Origin of the sequence: Kitasatospora griseola, from assembly GCF_014648555.1 — a bacterium.
In the GTDB taxonomy this organism is placed as follows: domain Bacteria; phylum Actinomycetota; class Actinomycetes; order Streptomycetales; family Streptomycetaceae; genus Kitasatospora; species Kitasatospora griseola.
The window spans coordinates 4,415-19,610 of record NZ_BMRI01000057.1; the positions used below are offsets into that span (position 1 = coordinate 4,415).

Sequence of the window (15,196 nt, forward strand, 5' to 3'; positions counted from 1 at the left end):
TCTCGACCCTTTCTTGCGTCGGGCCGGATGCGCAGTCGCAACTCCTCACTCAAACTGATTTGCGTGTTCGCCGACGGGGACAACCTGCCAGGGTGAATCGGAAGCGGAGCCGCGAACAGGGCGGCGCCCCGGACGCCTGTCATGGGATCTCAGAAGTCGGTAAGGCTGGAGATGCCCGATTCGCTGGGGGGCGGTCGCATGGACGGCGCTGGACCTGTCGGGGACAAGGCCGGACTACCAGGCGGAGTGCCGATACCGCATCCGCGCGAGGCTGGAGGGCCACCGCCTGCGGAATCGGGCGTCGACTTCTGCGGCGACGCCCTACTCCTGCTGACCGGACCCTTCTTCCCTGGGCCGGTCTCGCTCTCCGACTCTCCGGGCTTCGCCGTCCCGGCGGACGGCGGGCTCGACCCGGAGGGACGCCTTACGCTGCTGCACCGGTCCCTGGACCAGTTCCTGCGCGGCTCGCTCACCTTCGGCAATCCGCCAGTCGACCTGCTCACCCACTTCGCCGGGTCGGAGGAGTTCGACGCGCGGCTGACAGCGATCGTCCAGGGGACGACGGCACTACCAGCGGAACTCCACGTCACCGGCATCCTGTTCCCGGACGGATACGGGTCGGTGGCCGTGCACATGCGCGTCGTCGAGGGGTGGACCGGAAGACGGCGGGAAGAGCTCATCGACGGCTTCGGGCCGAAGGGCCGCGACGACCTCACCGCGCACATCAGGGACGAACTGCTGCCAGCCCTGACCGCGATGTCCGACCGGTGCCGACAAGGGCCGCCATGTCCCACAGTCCTGCCCTACTTCAACCTCACGTACGCCGGCGGCACCACCCACCCGGCACCCGGTCGGGCGACCCTCTCCGATGCGCTGCGGCCCCTGATCTACCCCCGCTCCGCCGCGCCGATCCCGTCCGAATCAACGTGGCCCCAGGAGTTCTTCTACCCCGGCTACGCCTTCTTCCTGCTGGCCTCCCAAGACGGCCCCAGCGACACACTCGGCCAACTCGAACACCTCCTCGGCCAGTTGAACGTGCATTACGCCCGGCTCGAACGCTCTGCCAGTGCCGCGGAACGGATCATCCGCGAAATGGCACTGGACGAGGACCCCGAACTGCTCATCGGGCTGGAACGACGGCTGCGCGCCGACTACCAGGCGCTGGTCCGGCCCACGTTCAGCTACGACTTCCACGTGCTCAAGCTGCGCGACAGCGTCCTGGAGGCGTGGGAGACCGAAAAGGTACGCGAGCGCACCGACACCCTGCTCGAGATGGCGCGGCGCGCGGTGGAACGCAAACTGGAGCACGACCAGATGCGCCGGGTGACGAGGGTCAACCTCGCTGTGACGATCGTGGCTATCCTGAGCTTCGTTCAGTGCGTCGACTCGGCCCTCAACCTGTGGTCGAAGTTCTTCGAGTAAGAGGGGTGAGGGAGGGATGGGGATTGTGCCGGTGGACGTGCAGATCTGCGTCGCGGACGGGCTGATCTACGACGGTCTCGACTACGCCGACCGGATCGAGCAGCGGCTGACCCGGGCCGGCCTGAGCTGCGGCCGCCTGAACCTGGTGACCGAGGCAGCCGATCTGACTGCGCGACAGTCACAGCCGACCCTGGCGTACGTGTTCACCGGAGGCCAGACCTCGGTGCACTCCGACGCCGCGTGGATGCGCGCGACCATCAAGCTGATGGGGGAACTCATCGCCGACGCGAACAGGCGCGACGGCGACACCGGCCCTGCCGTGGTCGGCGTGTGCCTGGGCTCGCAGCTGATCGCCGAGGCATTGCGTCCGGGCTCGATCATCGACACCTCGGGCATCGAGGTCGGCCTGACCGAGGTGAACCGGGTCGGCGACCGCCAGGACATCGGCGTCGTGCCGTCGTTCCACTACCAGGCGATCAGTCCGCAGATCGAGGAAGTGGACAGCGTGCGTATCGAATACCGCAACGAGCACACCTCCGTCCAGGCGCTCAGCTACGGCGAGCGGGTCTTCGGATACCAGTTCCACCCAGAGCTGACCCCGGACGACATGCGCCGACTGATCGACTTCAACGAGGACGTCATCAGCTGCTGGCACGGCGACGCGGCCGCTGCGCATCGCTCGGTCGAGCAGTACCAGGACGAACTGCCCGAGGACCTCTTCGAGCGCCTGGTGATCGACCGCATCACCCGTTGACGCCGACGGGGGTACGTCGCCTCGAACTCGCGCGTACCGCGATCCGCGGCCTGGGCAAAGAAGGCGACCCGCGGAGACCGAACGCCAGGGCCAACTGCTTTGGGGCGCGCTGACGGTCAGCCGCGCTCGTAAGCCACAACGGCATGGCCGAGGTGGTGCTCCATCTTCCGCAGGAAGTCATCATCCGCGCGGAGGACGAGGGAGCCGGCCGTCAGCCCAGTGTCGGACACGATCGCTACGATCCCCGGATGTCGATCCTCCCACCACCGTCCATACCGGCCGAACCTCCCGCCCGCGCGCCGGAGTTCGACCCGCTCGTGGCCTTCCCCGACCTGGCCGCGCTGCGCGACTCCGTCCTGCAGATGCGCTGGGAGGAGGTGACGGCCTTCTTCGACGCACTGGCCGACCCGGCCGACCGGGCCACCGCGATCAGGATCGCGGCCGAGACCCCGGACGTCGGTGGATTCCTCCAGCGGACGGCGGCCGCACACCCCGGCAGTGCCCTGCCGCGGGTCCTGTTGGGCAACCACTACATCCACCTGGCCTGGGAAGCCCGCGGCGCCGCCCGGGCGAAGTACGTCTCCGCGGAGAACTTCACGCTCTTCCACCGGCGTCTGGCCATCGCCGACAAGCTCCTCGCCGAGGTCACCGCCGAGGAGTCCGACAACACCGACGCCTGGCGACTGCGGCTGATCACCTCTCGCGGGCTCCAGCGGGGCATCGACCAGACCCGGCTGCGCTACCGCAAACTGGCCGTCCACGATCCGCACGACTACATCGCGCAGTCCCAGCTGCTCCAGCAACTGCTGCCCAAGTGGGGCGGCACCTGGGAGGACGCCTTCGCGTTCGCCCGGCAGTGCCGCCACATCGCGGAACCCGGAAGCCTCAACCCGGTCGTCCTCGCCGAAGTCCACCTCGAACGCTGGTTGAACGTCGGCAGCGGCAAGGATCCGGCCCACCTGCGTCGCCCCGACGTCATCACCGAACTCGTCGACGCGGCGAATCACTCCGTCCTCCACCCCGACTTCCGGGGCGGTTACCAATCGATCGAGGCCCACGGCCACTTCGCAGCGGCCTTCGGCCTCGCCGAGGAACACGCCCTGGCCGCCCCGCACTTCCGGGCCCTCAACGGCTACGCCAGCGAGTACCCCTGGGCCTATCTGCGTTCCCTCACCAGCCCGGGCCGGGGCACCGCCTACAAGCGGCTCCGCCGCCGCGCCGCGAAGGCCGGCTAGGTTCTCTCTTACGGATCTTGCCGGTTCGGTGACTGGCCTTCGGGTGGTCGAGTGCTGCTCCGCCGTTGGACAGGCCCCATGGCGGGATGACGGGGTGGCTGGTCGGTTCGCGTTGTGCTGTCGGCGCACGCGCCTAGGGTGACCGGGAAGATCATCGGCAGAGCCGGTCGGGAGGGTGTCGTGGCCTGGTGGGGCAGGAAACAGGGGGACCGGCAGCGGTGGGTGCTGGACCCGCTGGTGGGAGTGGGGCCTCTGCGGTTCGGGATGGACCCGCAGCAGGTCCAGGACGCGCTGGGGGAGAAGGGCAACTTCACCAGGTTCCAGGGCGGCTGGGGTGATACTGAGGCCCGCCGGATGGTCAGCGAGCGCTACGACGAGCCCGGGCTGACCGCGTTCTACGGTCCGGGCCCGCGGTTGGCCGCGGTGGTGATCAGTGCCGTGGGCGGCCCGCTGGTGCGGCTGGGGGAGGTTGAGCTGGTCGCCAGGGCGCCCTCGGCGGCGAGCGCGGACCTGTGCCGCCTCGCCCTGGAGGGGCGGGTCGAGGCGCGGGTGAACCGGCACGGCGAGGCGGAGGTGCCGGCTTGGGGCGTCTCCCTGGACGTCGCGCAGGAATGGGGTCTGGCCCCCGAGGGGCACCTGCAGCGCCGGGACGCGGTGATCACTGGCCTTCTGGCCACCGGCCCCGCATGGGCCGAAGACCTGTGGAACACCGAGCCGGTCGCCGACCGGCTCGGGCTGCGCGGGAAGCCTGCCGATGCGGGGCCGTGGCTGGTGGCGGACGCCGAGGACCGGCCGCGCTGGCAGTGCACCCCGCTGGAGGGGGTCGGTCCGCTGCGCTTCGGGATGAGTCCGCAGCAGGTGTCGGCCGCCCTGGACGGCGAGGCGCCGGCCGAGAGCCGGGGCCACCACCCCTTCGCGGTGGGCAGTCCTTGGGAGGACGAGGGGACTCCCGAGGAGTGGCACGTGGACAGGGAGTACTACGCCCGGGCCGGAGTGACCGCGCACTACTCCTACGCGTCGCAGGCGCGCAGGGGCTCCGTGCTGGTCCGGGTGAGCGTCCACGGGCGCAGCGGCCCCCTGGTGTCCCTTTACGGAATCGAACTGATCGGCCGCAAGCCCTCCGCCGTCGAGGCGGACGTCATCCGCTGCATCCAGGACCGCGGCCTGGACCTGCGCATGGGTTGCAGCGGGGACTTCGGCCCGGGCGACTCCCAGGTGTGGGCACGGGCGGAGCGGGCAGGGGACACCTCGGTCAGCGCGGCCTGCTTCTGCATCGAGGGCTTCGAGTACCACGGCTGACCCCGCCCCGGCACTTGCCCCTGTGGCGGGTCGTCGGGGAGGCAGCCGAGGTCGTCCCGGTGCTCGATAGCGACCCGGCCCAGGCACGCTCGGCCGTCCTCGGGCTGCTCGGCGTCGCCGATCCGGCCGGCCTCGACCACACCTGGCACGCTGAGGCAGCGCTGCACTCGGCCGAGACACGTGGCGATCTCAAGGACGCCTGCGATGCCCTGCGGGCGCTCAGCGCCGCCGCACTGACACCGGGACAGCACGGCTGGCGGGCCGTGCTCGCCGCCGGGGTCCGTCGTCTGATGGTCTCCGGCTCCGACCACGCGATGATCCGCGAGGACGGACAGCTGCGGGCCGTGTTGGCGTCCGTCCTCGGCCGGGTCGCTTGAGGCCAGGTCCGTTTTTTCGGATCCGACTGCTTGGTGTGTTGTCCGCGGACAACACACCAAGCAGTCCTGCAGCGGGCTGGCTGCCCTCAGGCTGCCACCTCGAGATGCCGGTACGCGTGGCGGCGCCGAGCGGCCAGGCCGGCAACTGCGTCCTGCTGGCGCTGGGCATCGCCGAAGAACACCACCGCCGGATGCAGCATGAGCAGGCCACGGCGCGATGTACGCCAGACGAGGTCAGCGTTGTCGAGTTCGAGGATGCTCCGGTTGATCGTGGACAGGGACGGCCCGATCACAGGCGGGAACCGGAGCGGGCGCAGTGTCCGGAGGTGCGGTGTGGCGATCAAGAGGTCCCAGAGCCGTCGGGCTCGCGCAGAGAGCGAGGACACCACGGCTTCGGCGACGGGATGAACTTGGTCGACTGCTGCATGCAGCGCGCATCGCCGCCTCAACGCGGCGTCCTCGACGCACCTGGTTTCACTGCTTGGGGCCAACCGGACACCGCACACGACGGGCTGGTAGGCCCTCAGATGCTCGAGGGCGGTCTCCGGTACCGGCCTGTGTCGCTGCCGTGCGTCGAAGATCTGCAGCAGCGCGGCGTAGGCCTCGGGCGTGAAGCCGACGATCAGGCGTCCGTCCTGGCGAACTTCCCGGTACCCGACACCTCGGTGCAGGGCCAGCGTCAGAGGATCGTCGGTCTCATCGGGCACGCTGCCTCCTTTGCTGCTTGTTCTGCCAGCGGATTCTGGCCGTCAAGGTCATTGCGGAGAGGGCCCACCGCGTTGCTCCACCTGAACGTGCGGTCCACGGCGTGCCACTGACGGAGCATCTGGCGCGAGCCCACGGAGGAAGTGCCACGAGCGTGATTCGTCATACCTGCGGGGCAGTTTGTGCCTACAAACCTGGCATTTCGTCAGGAACCGCCCGAACTGTAGGCGGTGTCGCGCGTGACTTCCAGCTGGCGGTTAGTAAACTCCCCGCATGAGTACCGAGACTTCGTCGGATGGCCGGGACAAGGTAGTTACCAAACTGCCTGCCGCGCTGCGCCGCGAGCTGAAGATCCGCGCTGCGACCGTCGGGGTCGACATTCAGGACGCGGTCACCATCGGCATCCGCGCGTGGCTCGACAGCACCGAGCCGTTCCAATCGATCGACACCTCCGCCAGCAGCTCGTTCTCCACCTACGTCCCCTCCGACCTCTACAAGAACTTCCGTGTCGCCTGCCTCCAGCGCCAGGTCCCCTACAACCAGGGACTCGCCCAGGCGATCCGCCTCTGGCTCGACGCCAACCCCCGCCCCCAGCCGGTCCGGCTCCCCACCGGCCCGCAGCGCATTGTCGTGGCCAACCAGAAGGGCGGCGTCGGCAAGACCGCACTTTCCAACGGCATCGCCCAGGCCCTCGCCGAAGCCGGCCACCGCGTCTTGATCGTCGACTTCGACCCGCAGAGCCACCTCACGCTCCAACTCGGCATCAACCCCCTGCCCATCAAGGGCGACAGCCTCGCCAAGAACATGACCGGCGAACGCTCCAGCGACCTGCGTGAACTCCTCGTCCAGGTCCCCGGCGAGGCCTTCGAAGGACGGCTGTTCGTCCTTCCCGCCTGCACCGACGCGTTCCTCCTGGACGCCAAGCTCGTCACGTCCCGAGACGTCCGCGTCAAGGAGACCGCCCTCGAGAAGGCCCTCGCCATCGTCGAGCGCGAATTCGACGTCCTCGTCATCGACTGCCCGCCCAGCCTCGGCTACGCCATGGACAACGCCCTCTACTACGCCCGCACCCGCGACGGCGAACCCCGGGGACGCTCCGGCCTCATCATCCCCGTCCAGGCCGAGGACTCCTCCGCCGACGCCTACATCATGCTTCGCGAGCAGATCGAATCCCTCTGCGACGACCTCGACATCGACATCCACGACTTCGGCTTCGTCGTCAACCTGTACGACTCCCGCAAGGGCTACGTCGCCACCTCCGCCCTCAAGGAGTGGCAAGACATAGAGGAACCCGCGGTCATTGCCATCGTCCACGACCTCAAGGACCAGCGCGAGGCAGTCCGCGTCAAGAAGCCCCTGCTCTCCCACGCGCCCGACAGCGAACAGGCCGACGTCATGCGCGAAATTGGCCGGAGGATCACCGCATGACCCGCGCAGCAGACCGCCTCGGCGGCGGCAGCAGCTTCGGATCCGTCCGGCCCCGCAGCGAACGAGGACGAGCCAAGGCCGTCGCCGAGGGATCCATCCCCGACTACGAACTCCAGCGCCTCCCCCTCTCCAAGGTCCGCCCCAGCCTCGTCAACCCCCGCCGCCACTTCGGCACTGACGAGGAACAGGAAGCCCTCGGCCACAGCCTCGCCCGCAAGCAGACCACCGCCTGCGTCGCCGTCACCCGCGACGCCTACCTCGCCCTGTGGCCCGAACACAAAACCGACATCGGCACCGCCGAGTGGATCATCCTCAACGGCGAACGCCGCTACCGCTCGGCCAACCGAGTCGCCCTCGAACACCTCGACTTCGTCGTCCGCGACGACCTCGCAGCCACCCAGGCCGACTTCATCGACTACCTGATGCTCGAAAACGACGAGCGCCAGGACTTCAACATCATCGAACGCGCCCGCGGCCTCAAGGACCTCCTCCACGCCTGCGGCGGCAACGCCGCCGAAGTAGCCCGCCGCCGCGGGAAGGACCGCTCCTGGGTCGGCAACCAGATCGCCCTCCTCACCCTCCCCGCCGACATCCAGGACATGCTCATCGCGGGCACCATGGCCGAGCGCTACGCCCGCCGGCTCGCCCGCGCACTCAAGGACGACCCCACGCTCGACACCGCAGCGCTCCTCGCCCTGGCCGAGGACATCAAGGCGGACGAGCGGAACCGGCGCCAAGAGGACAGGAACCTCCTGGAGACAGCCAAAGCCGGTGTGTTGTCCGCGGACAACACACCGGCAGACCCTGCCGGCCCGGCGGAACGACAGCCCGCCGACCAGCCGACCGAGCCGACCCGGAACCACTCGAACATCGAACCGGCCACCCCTGCCTCGAAACAGCCCCCCGCTGAGGCCAAGCCGGGGATGTTGTCCGCGGACAACATCCCCGAGCAGCGCATCATCAACAGGACGGCCAGCGCTGCCGAGCCGGACGAGCGGCAAGCCAGCGCCAACCCGGTGTTGTCCGCGGACAACACCGGCACGGTCCAGGAAACCCCTTCGACCGGGCGGACTGTCATGTCGGCCACCGATCTCGTCCTCGCACTGGGATCCACCCCCGAAGAACAGGCCGCCACCCTCCGAGCGGTTCTGGACGACGAGAGCTACACCGCCCTCCTCGAAGCCCTCTACGCGCAGGTCTGACCCCCACCATGTTGTCCGCGGACAACACAGGGCGCCCTCACCCACCGGCGAGGGCGCCCTGCCTCGTTTCCGCCCATGGCCGGCCATCAACCAGACTGTGTTGTCCGCGGACAACACCGACGCCTCGAACCAGCATGCACGGACAGCCCAGCACCAGCCAGACAACCGAATGTGGCAGAACGTCGTACATGGAGCGCCCCACCCCATAGCGTGAAGAACCGAGTGCACAGACCGACGGGCAGGGGAACAGCAGAATGTCGTGGCGAGACGCGGTACCGCCGGCCCGGCGGATGCTGCTCCAAAGGGACGATCACGTCGATCCGCATCTGGAGATCCTGCGCCTGGGCGCCGAGCACCAGGACATCGACGCCCGCGACGTCACCGTCACCCTGGTGCTGGACGGCGCGCTGATCACCGGCACGGTGATCTCCACCGACACATGGGAACGCCTGCACCTGCGCCGGCTCGGCGACCACGACGACACCCTCCGCCGTGTCGTCCGGGACGCGGTCGGCCACCTCGACCAGGCCGCTGACGAAGGCCGCCGCCGACAGGCCATCGACCGACGCTTCCTGCACCTGCGCGACGTCACCCACCGGGCCGGCCGCACCGTTCACACCTTGCCGCTGTGGCGCGGCTCGCTCACAGCCGTGAGCGGCTGGATGGTCGGAGCACCTGACAAGGACTGGAGCTGACGGACGCCGCCTGGAGGTGGCGCTGATCGCCTGCGCGCTGCCGGCCGGTAGTGCCAGGCTGGCGGCATGGAGTCAGCCTGCAGCGCGAACAGCACGATGCCTTGAGCCTCGCGCCATCGGGCGCGCCCCGCCGTTGGTGAACACCGCGCCGACCGATCACGTCCTCCGGTTGAGGAACGATCCGTCAACGCGAGGGACCAGACGATCCTCTTTCCGGTGATCTTGATGTGGAATGCGCGGATTCCGCTGCCGCGACCGCGACCATGTCCGCGTGATCACCACTACTCGGGTCCCGTCGCGCCTGGGCGCGCTTGCCGTCTGCTCCCTCCTCCTCACCGCGTGCGGGCTGCAGACTCATACACCGGCCTCGCAGGATGCGCGACTCACCAAGGCAGCGGGGATCGCCAACGTCTCGCTGTTGATGCCGAAGAGCCTGTGGAGCGAAACGAAGCCGTACAACACCCTCGACAAGGTGGGCATCGACGAGCTGGACGGGGACCGCGGCGCTCGCGGCCTGGTCCGCGTCAACCTGACCGGGACGCAGGTCATCACCTACATGAAGGAGCTCGACAAGAACGCCCACCCCGGCTGGCTCGAGCCCGGGGACAATAGGGAGTCGTCGGCGAGGGTCTACGAGGCCGTCGGGACGGCGCTGGATGGCATCAAGCCGGCGCGGTCCGCCTCCGACCCCGCGCCGGAGGTGCTGATCGACGACACCCTCGCCACGCCCGCGCCGTAACGGGCGTCATTCGCCGGATGCGAGCCGCTACTGCTCGGCGAGGCGGCTTTGCCGGACGGTCACGAGTGCACGCCAGCGGGTGCGGACGGTCTGCTCGCCGGTGTTCCATTGGACGGTTGACGGGCTGTCGGGGTTCTGGTTGGCCATGTAGTGGGCGATGTCGATGTAGTCGCCGTCGACCCGTCCTACGCCGCCGACGGCCGCGCCCTGATCGCCACCACCGTGCTCGGCCGCCGCGCCTTCGTCGCCGGCGGCCCGGCCGGCGACGAACCCGTGGTCCGCCGCCGCCTGTCCGAGCTGTACGGCACCTCCACCGCCGCCTGGGAGTTCCTGACGGTCCGCCACGTCCCCGACGCGGTCGTCACGATGCCCCCGCCGCACCACTTCCGCCGCTCCGTCCGCCTCCTGGCCGGCCTGTACGTCTGCGGCGACTACCGCGACACCGGGACGATCGAGGGCGCGCTGCTCTCGGGCCGGCGGGCCGCGACGGCGGTCCTGAAGGACCTGGGGGTGCGCGTCGAGCCCGACGTGGCGGAGGTGGCCGCGTAGCCCACGAGAACGGCCGTCGGCCGCCCCGGGCGGGGCCGGCCGACGGTGGCTACTGGCGTCGGAAACCTCGCTGGCGTGCATCGCCGACGTGCGGCACCAGTTTCTTCCCGCTCTCGTCGGTCATGTGGCTGAACGGCACTTGGCAGGATCTCCCGGGCCCGTGGAAGTCGTCGAAGGTGATGAGGACGATCCGTTCGTAGTCGCCCACGCCCTCGTCCTTCCAACTCCCGCCGAGGCTCCGCGGACTCGCTGATGGCGAAGGCTCTCCGCCGCACAGCGAGGGCAGGATCCGGACGTCTCCCAGGCTCCCGTCGGCGCGGAGCTCTATCCTCTCCTCCCCCACGGACCAGCGTCCGACCAACTGCGGCGACGCCTTGGGCCCGGCATCACCGGCGGACTGCGTCCAGACCACCACGGCCGTGGCCACCGCGAGCGCGGCGAGGTACGGGATCCACAGCTTGGAACCCATGACGATGCGCACCGCCATGTCGGAGCCCCCTCCCTTCCTGTCGTGGCGCGGCGGCCTTCGACCGGCCGCCGCGCCACGGTGCCTCAGGTTACCGTCTACTGATGGTCCGGCAGGAAGTCGTCCCGCCTCGCGTAGTTCCCGCTCGCGATGTAGTCCCTGACCTGCTGCAGGATGAAGGCCTGGACTTTCTCCTCGCTCGCGCCGTCCCGCATCTGAATGGCCTGCTTGCCGATCGACCGCCCGAACTCGTTGTTGACCAGGTCGGTCAGGTGGTCGCGGTAGAAGTAGTTGTTCAGGTCGGGTTTCTGCCCGTAGGCCTCATGAGCGTCGGCCCACTCGACTGCGAGTCGCTCGCCCAACTCGTAGGTCGTGGGCGCTTGCCACAGGGCATGGCGGAACGAAAGGCCGTCGGGCCGGGTGAATGGATCGCAGACCTACGAGCGTTGTTTCCGCGTTAGGGTGTGCCGTGTTGTGTTGGGGGGCGTACGGGGGGTAACGGTGGCGAATGCCGGTCTGCGGCACCAGGTTCGAATGGTGCGGGCGGGGGCGGGCGATCCGCGGGCGATGGTGGCGGAGTTCCGGTCGAGCGCGGTGTTCGTGCCGCAGGACGCCGACGGCGCGCTGTGGGCGGGGGACGAGGGCGGGATCCGGTGGATCTGCGCGTTCACGGACGAGGGCGAGTTGGCGGCGTTCGCCGGGGCGCGGGGATTCACGGGGGCGGAGATCCCGTATCTGACGGTGCTGGGCTCGCGGCTGCTGGACGTGGCCGTGCCGGCCGCGGGTGTGCCGTGCGGGGTGGCACTGGACGCCGCCGGGGCGGAGCCGATGCTGCTCCCGCCGGTGCGGGGCATCGTGCCGGACGGGTGTGCGGTGGACGGGGGGCGGGTCTGATGGCCGATCTGCAGGTCGATGCGCAGGCGCTGGAGATGACGGCGAAGGGCATCAACGGCGCGATCAAGGAGCTGGAGGAGGTCGGGTTCGCGGAGGGCGCGGGGCTCGGGCGCGGCTTCTCGCTGCTGGAGCTGACCGGGATGGAGATCGGCGACCAGGGCTGCCGGAGCGCGTTCGAGGACTTCTGCGAGCGGTGGGCGCTGATGGTGCGGTCCCTGGTGCAGGAGGGCAACGAGATCGCCCGCCGCCTGGACCTGTCGGCGGGCCTGTACCACCAGCAGGAGCAGTACCTGTCCGACTCGATGAAGCTCGTGGTGAATTCGGCGATGGGCAACCCGAACCTGACGGAGGAGCAGGTCTCGGCGCAGTCCTGGAAGCAGACGCTGTCGGACAACAGCGTCACCCAGTTCGAGAACGCGGACTTCTCCGCGCAGTCGCTGCAGGCGGCAGGGCTTCATCAGCGGGCGTCCTGGGAGGGCCTGAAGGCCGACTTCGACCGCAACAGCGCCCCGGCCCGCGCGTTCGGCGCGGACGAGGACGCGGCCAGGGCGGCGGAGGCGAAGCAGGCCGAACTCAACCGCCAGTACGAGCAGATGACCGGGGGGAAGTGAGGGTGTCGGTGCTGGGGGGCGTCCGGCGGGTTCGGGCGGGTGCGGTGTCAGGGGGTGTCCGGTGGGTCTGATCGACGGGGTGTCGTCGTTCGTCGGGAAGGCCGTCGACTACGGCGCGCACGCGGTGGGCGGCACGCTGGAGGCGGTCGGCCTGGACGACCTGGGCCATGCGGTCGAGAAGTGGGGCGACGGGATCGCGGACGATCTCGGCGCCGCGGTCGGCGAGCGCAACCTCGGCGAGTCCGAGGACCCGAAGGAGCTGGTGCACGGCGACGTCAAGAAGCTCGGCGAGACGGTCGCGCACCTGCGGAACTTCGCGGCGGCGTTCGAGACCACCGGCGAGGGCCTGGGCCGGATGGACTCCGAGCACTGGCAGGGCAAGGCCGCCGACGCGTTCCGCCGGAGGTTCGGTGACCACCCGACGCAGTGGCTGGTCACCGGCAAGGCGTGCGCGGACGCGGCGACGGCGCTGAACGGCCTGTCGACGACCGTGGAATGGGCGCAGGGCCAGGCGCAGCGGGCGATCGACCTGTTCCGGGAGTCCCAGCAGGCCAGCAAGGATGCGTGGACGCAGTACAAGGGGCAGGTCGACGCGTACAACCGGGACGTGCGGGCGTACAACGACGCGGTGGGGCGGGGGCAGAGCCCGGCGGCGCCGGCCCGGCCGGGGGAGTACTCCGATCCGGGGGCGAGCGGGCGGGCGGAGGCGGCGCAGCTGCTGATCGCCGCGCGGCGCGGCCGGGACGAGGCGGCCCGGGCCGCGGAGTCCGCGATCCGGGCGGCGACCTCGGCGGCCCCGAAGCGGGCCGGGTTCCTTGATTCGCTGGCCAACGACATCGTGGACGCGCCGCAGATCATGGCCGTGTCGGCGGAGCACCTCACGGTCGGCTTCATCAAGGGCGGCGCCGACCTGCTGAAGTTCGCCCGCGGCGTGAACCCGATGGACCCGTACAACCTGACGCATCCCGCGCAGTACGCGGACCATGTCAGCCAGGTCGGCATCGGTCTGGCCCACACCACCATGCACCCGATGCAGCTGGTCGAGGCGCTGGTCGGCTCCGGCTGGGGCAGCGATCCCAGCGAGGCGGGCGGCAAGCTGCTGTTCAACGTCCTGTCGGGGGTCGCGACCGGCGGTGCGGAGGGCGGTGCGCTGCTCGCCGAGCGGGTCGGCATCGACGCGGTGGAGGGCGCGGCGAAGAACGAGGCGGTGCACGCGGCGGAGAACGGCGCCGCGAACGCCGCACGCCGCGCCGCCGGCGGTGCCGGCGAGTGGACGCCGAAGCCGGTCCCGTACGAGATCCCGACGGCTCCGATTCCGTGGGAGGTCCGCAAGCCGTTCTACCCGGAGGAGCCGGCGGCGGCCGTCCCGCACGAGCCGACCGCGGTCGCACCGCGCGAGCCGGTGACGGCTCCGCGCGAGCCCGTGGGCGGCGGCGACCCGTTCGGCACGCAGGTGCGCCACGAGCCGTCGGCGATCCAGGAGCCGGTGACGGCGCCGCGCGAGCCTGCCGGCGGGGGAGATCCGTTCGGTACGCAGGTGCGGCACGAACCGGCCCCGCCCGAGCCGGCGCCGCAGGCGGCCCACGAAGCCCCGCCGGCAGCGCACGAGCCGCCTCCGGCATCCGAGCCCGCGCCGGAGACCGCGCATGAACCGGCCCCGGACAACGCGCACGAGCCGGGCCACGACGGCGGCAGGTCCGACCATGACGGCGGCGGGTCCAACGACGACGGCGCGGGCCAGTCGGCGGGCCCGGAGGACACTGCCCCGGCGAAGCCGCGGGAGCCGGCACTCCACATGAAGTCCTTCGAGGAGATCATGGAGGAGAGCCGGATCGCCCAGGAGATGGCGGACGCCCACCGCTCGGTCTCCGACGGGGCCCTGACGTTCCGTGACGGCAACCAGATCAGCGACACCCAGATCCGTGACTTCGGCCGCCAGTGGCACGACGACGTGCGGAACATGACGCCCGACCAGGACCTCGCGGTGAAGGGCTACACCTACGGCGAGACCGACGACATCCTTGGCGCGCTGCGCGGCAGTCGGCCGATGACCCCGGAGATCGAGGCGAGGATCGGACACCTCGACGAGGCGGTCGCGGCGCGCCCGGTGCCTGAGGACGTCATGGTCGCCCGGGGTACGGACCTGGGCCATCTCCACTTGAAGGACCCCAAGGACCTCGAAGGTCTGACCGTCACCGAGGACGGCTTCATGTCGACCTCGCCCGGCGACCGGCCGCCGGCCGCCTTCGCGGGCAAGGAGGCGATCCTGCACCTGCGGGTTCCCGCCGGCACCAAGGGGCTGTGGGTCGAGAACATCGGCACGTTCGGAGGTGCGGAGCAGGAACTCCTGCTCGGGCGCGGCCTGAAGTGGCGTGCCGACAAGGTCGTCGTGGACACCAAGGGCAAGGTCCACGTCTACGGCGAGGTCGTGCCGTGACAGAGACGGAAATCCCCGGGAGGGGAGCGAAGGACGGGGGTTCCCCTATGCGGATCGTGGACCACGGCCCACCGCGCTACGCGGGCACGGCCACCGGAGCAGTGGCGTACTGCCCGGTGCTCGACGCCGCCGACAGGCTGCGCGGCTACCTGTGGTGGTCCGACGCGGAGGGCGCGGCGAGCTTCGTGCCGCTGCTGGTCCGAGGGGACCTCAACGCCTACGGCCACTGGTTCGACCGGCTGAAGGAGGCACGGGCACGGGAGTTGACGCCGTCCCAGGCCCTCGCGATGCTCGCCGAGCAGCCTGCGGACGGCTACCGCGGCGCGCCGGACCTGTCGGCCACCGCCACCGCCGAATCCCTCGCGGAGGTCGAGCGCCTCGGC

At 70.1% G+C, this 15,196-nt stretch carries 15 protein-coding genes and 2 pseudogenes; 14 read left to right on the top strand and 3 right to left on the bottom strand.

The genetic code is table 11. The annotated features are described in order from the left end of the window. The first annotated feature begins 171 nt into the window (after window positions 1–171). From IEZ12_RS35645 to IEZ12_RS35665, 5 genes are all read left to right on the top strand, one after another. Complete coding sequence (locus IEZ12_RS35645; RefSeq protein WP_189278340.1) at window positions 172–1,422, top strand: hypothetical protein; 1,251 nt, start codon at window positions 172–174, stop codon at window positions 1,420–1,422. A gap of 16 nt (window positions 1,423–1,438) precedes the next feature. Continuing rightward, a complete protein-coding gene (locus IEZ12_RS35650) occupies window positions 1,439–2,176 on the top strand; it encodes a type 1 glutamine amidotransferase (protein ID WP_189278342.1) in 738 nt (245 codons plus the stop codon). 248 nt (window positions 2,177–2,424) lie between these two features. Next, window positions 2,425–3,411: a hypothetical protein gene (locus tag IEZ12_RS35655; protein WP_189278344.1), complete on the top strand. Its 987-nt coding sequence runs from the start codon at window positions 2,425–2,427 to the stop codon at window positions 3,409–3,411. A gap of 180 nt (window positions 3,412–3,591) precedes the next feature. Next, on the top strand, window positions 3,592–4,710 hold the full coding sequence (locus tag IEZ12_RS35660; RefSeq protein ID WP_189278346.1) for a hypothetical protein: 1,119 nt from the start codon (window positions 3,592–3,594) through the stop codon (window positions 4,708–4,710). Between the two features lie 59 nt (window positions 4,711–4,769). Further along, window positions 4,770–5,087 carry a hypothetical protein gene (locus IEZ12_RS35665; RefSeq protein ID WP_189278348.1) on the top strand — a complete coding sequence of 106 codons (318 nt, stop codon included), beginning with the start codon at window positions 4,770–4,772 and terminating at the stop codon, window positions 5,085–5,087. An 86-nt stretch (window positions 5,088–5,173) separates the two neighbouring features. On the opposite strand, the gene IEZ12_RS35670 is transcribed toward IEZ12_RS35665, so the two are convergent. Then, window positions 5,174–5,794 (bottom strand): hypothetical protein, encoded by a 621-nt coding sequence (locus IEZ12_RS35670; RefSeq protein WP_189278350.1) that lies wholly within the window; start codon window positions 5,792–5,794, stop codon window positions 5,174–5,176. A 271-nt stretch (window positions 5,795–6,065) separates the two neighbouring features. On the opposite strand from IEZ12_RS35670, the gene IEZ12_RS35675 reads away from it, so the two are divergent. From IEZ12_RS35675 to IEZ12_RS35695, 5 genes are all read left to right on the top strand, one after another. Then, window positions 6,066–7,220, top strand: a complete 1,155-nt coding sequence (locus tag IEZ12_RS35675; protein ID WP_189278352.1) for a ParA family protein — start codon at window positions 6,066–6,068, stop codon at window positions 7,218–7,220. Continuing rightward, window positions 7,217–8,422 carry a ParB/RepB/Spo0J family partition protein gene (locus IEZ12_RS35680; RefSeq protein WP_189278353.1) on the top strand — a complete coding sequence of 402 codons (1,206 nt, stop codon included), beginning with the start codon at window positions 7,217–7,219 and terminating at the stop codon, window positions 8,420–8,422. Before IEZ12_RS35675 ends, IEZ12_RS35680 begins: the two co-directional genes overlap by 4 nt. A 254-nt stretch (window positions 8,423–8,676) precedes the next feature. After that, entirely contained in the window at window positions 8,677–9,117 is a 441-nt protein-coding gene (locus IEZ12_RS35685; RefSeq protein WP_189278355.1) for a GvpU-like protein, read from the top strand. Window positions 9,118–9,388: 271 nt separating this feature from the next. Beyond that, window positions 9,389–9,856 (top strand): hypothetical protein, encoded by a 468-nt coding sequence (locus IEZ12_RS35690; protein ID WP_189278357.1) that lies wholly within the window; start codon window positions 9,389–9,391, stop codon window positions 9,854–9,856. A 150-nt stretch (window positions 9,857–10,006) separates the two neighbouring features. After that, the gene (locus tag IEZ12_RS35695) at window positions 10,007–10,405 is read left to right on the top strand and encodes an FAD-dependent oxidoreductase (protein ID WP_373295566.1); all 399 of its coding nucleotides are present in this window, start codon (window positions 10,007–10,009) and stop codon (window positions 10,403–10,405) included. Between the two features lie 49 nt (window positions 10,406–10,454). Here IEZ12_RS35695 and IEZ12_RS35700 read toward each other — a convergent pair whose 3' ends face one another. Both IEZ12_RS35700 and IEZ12_RS35705 read right to left on the bottom strand, forming a co-directional pair. After that, window positions 10,455–10,892 carry a hypothetical protein gene (locus IEZ12_RS35700; RefSeq protein WP_189278360.1) on the bottom strand — a complete coding sequence of 146 codons (438 nt, stop codon included), beginning with the start codon at window positions 10,890–10,892 and terminating at the stop codon, window positions 10,455–10,457. A gap of 77 nt (window positions 10,893–10,969) precedes the next feature. Beyond that, window positions 10,970–11,263 (bottom strand): annotated as a pseudogene (locus IEZ12_RS35705) (DUF6973 domain-containing protein); the annotation flags it as partial. Window positions 11,264–11,372: 109 nt separating this feature from the next. On the opposite strand from IEZ12_RS35705, the gene IEZ12_RS35710 reads away from it, so the two are divergent. From IEZ12_RS35710 to IEZ12_RS35725, 4 genes and pseudogenes are all read left to right on the top strand, one after another. Beyond that, window positions 11,373–11,765, top strand: a complete 393-nt coding sequence (locus IEZ12_RS35710) for an SseB family protein (protein WP_308431122.1) — start codon at window positions 11,373–11,375, stop codon at window positions 11,763–11,765. After that, the gene (locus IEZ12_RS35715) at window positions 11,765–12,376 is read left to right on the top strand and encodes a hypothetical protein (protein WP_189278364.1); all 612 of its coding nucleotides are present in this window, start codon (window positions 11,765–11,767) and stop codon (window positions 12,374–12,376) included. The genes IEZ12_RS35710 and IEZ12_RS35715 overlap by 1 nt, the downstream gene beginning before the upstream one ends. Window positions 12,377–12,437: 61 nt before the next feature. Then, complete coding sequence (locus tag IEZ12_RS35720) at window positions 12,438–14,813, top strand: putative T7SS-secreted protein (protein WP_189278366.1); 2,376 nt, start codon at window positions 12,438–12,440, stop codon at window positions 14,811–14,813. Window positions 14,814–14,860: 47 nt separating this feature from the next. Next, a pseudogene (locus IEZ12_RS35725) lies at window positions 14,861–15,196 on the top strand (hypothetical protein); the annotation flags it as partial.

Excerpts from the sequence above, each read along its gene's own strand:
- IEZ12_RS35650 (WP_189278342.1), top strand. The coding sequence starts at position 1,439 with ATGGGGATTGTGCCGGTGGACGTGCAGATCTGCGTCGCGGACGGGCTG.
- IEZ12_RS35675 (WP_189278352.1), top strand. The coding sequence starts at position 6,066 with ATGAGTACCGAGACTTCGTCGGATGGCCGGGACAAGGTAGTTACCAAA.
- IEZ12_RS35655 (WP_189278344.1), top strand. The coding sequence starts at position 2,425 with ATGTCGATCCTCCCACCACCGTCCATACCGGCCGAACCTCCCGCCCGC.
- IEZ12_RS35715 (WP_189278364.1), top strand. The coding sequence starts at position 11,765 with ATGGCCGATCTGCAGGTCGATGCGCAGGCGCTGGAGATGACGGCGAAG.
- IEZ12_RS35685 (WP_189278355.1), top strand. The coding sequence starts at position 8,677 with ATGTCGTGGCGAGACGCGGTACCGCCGGCCCGGCGGATGCTGCTCCAA.
- IEZ12_RS35700 (WP_189278360.1), bottom strand. The coding sequence starts at position 10,892 with ATGGCGGTGCGCATCGTCATGGGTTCCAAGCTGTGGATCCCGTACCTC.
- IEZ12_RS35680 (WP_189278353.1), top strand. The coding sequence starts at position 7,217 with ATGACCCGCGCAGCAGACCGCCTCGGCGGCGGCAGCAGCTTCGGATCC.
- IEZ12_RS35645 (WP_189278340.1), top strand. The coding sequence starts at position 172 with ATGCCCGATTCGCTGGGGGGCGGTCGCATGGACGGCGCTGGACCTGTC.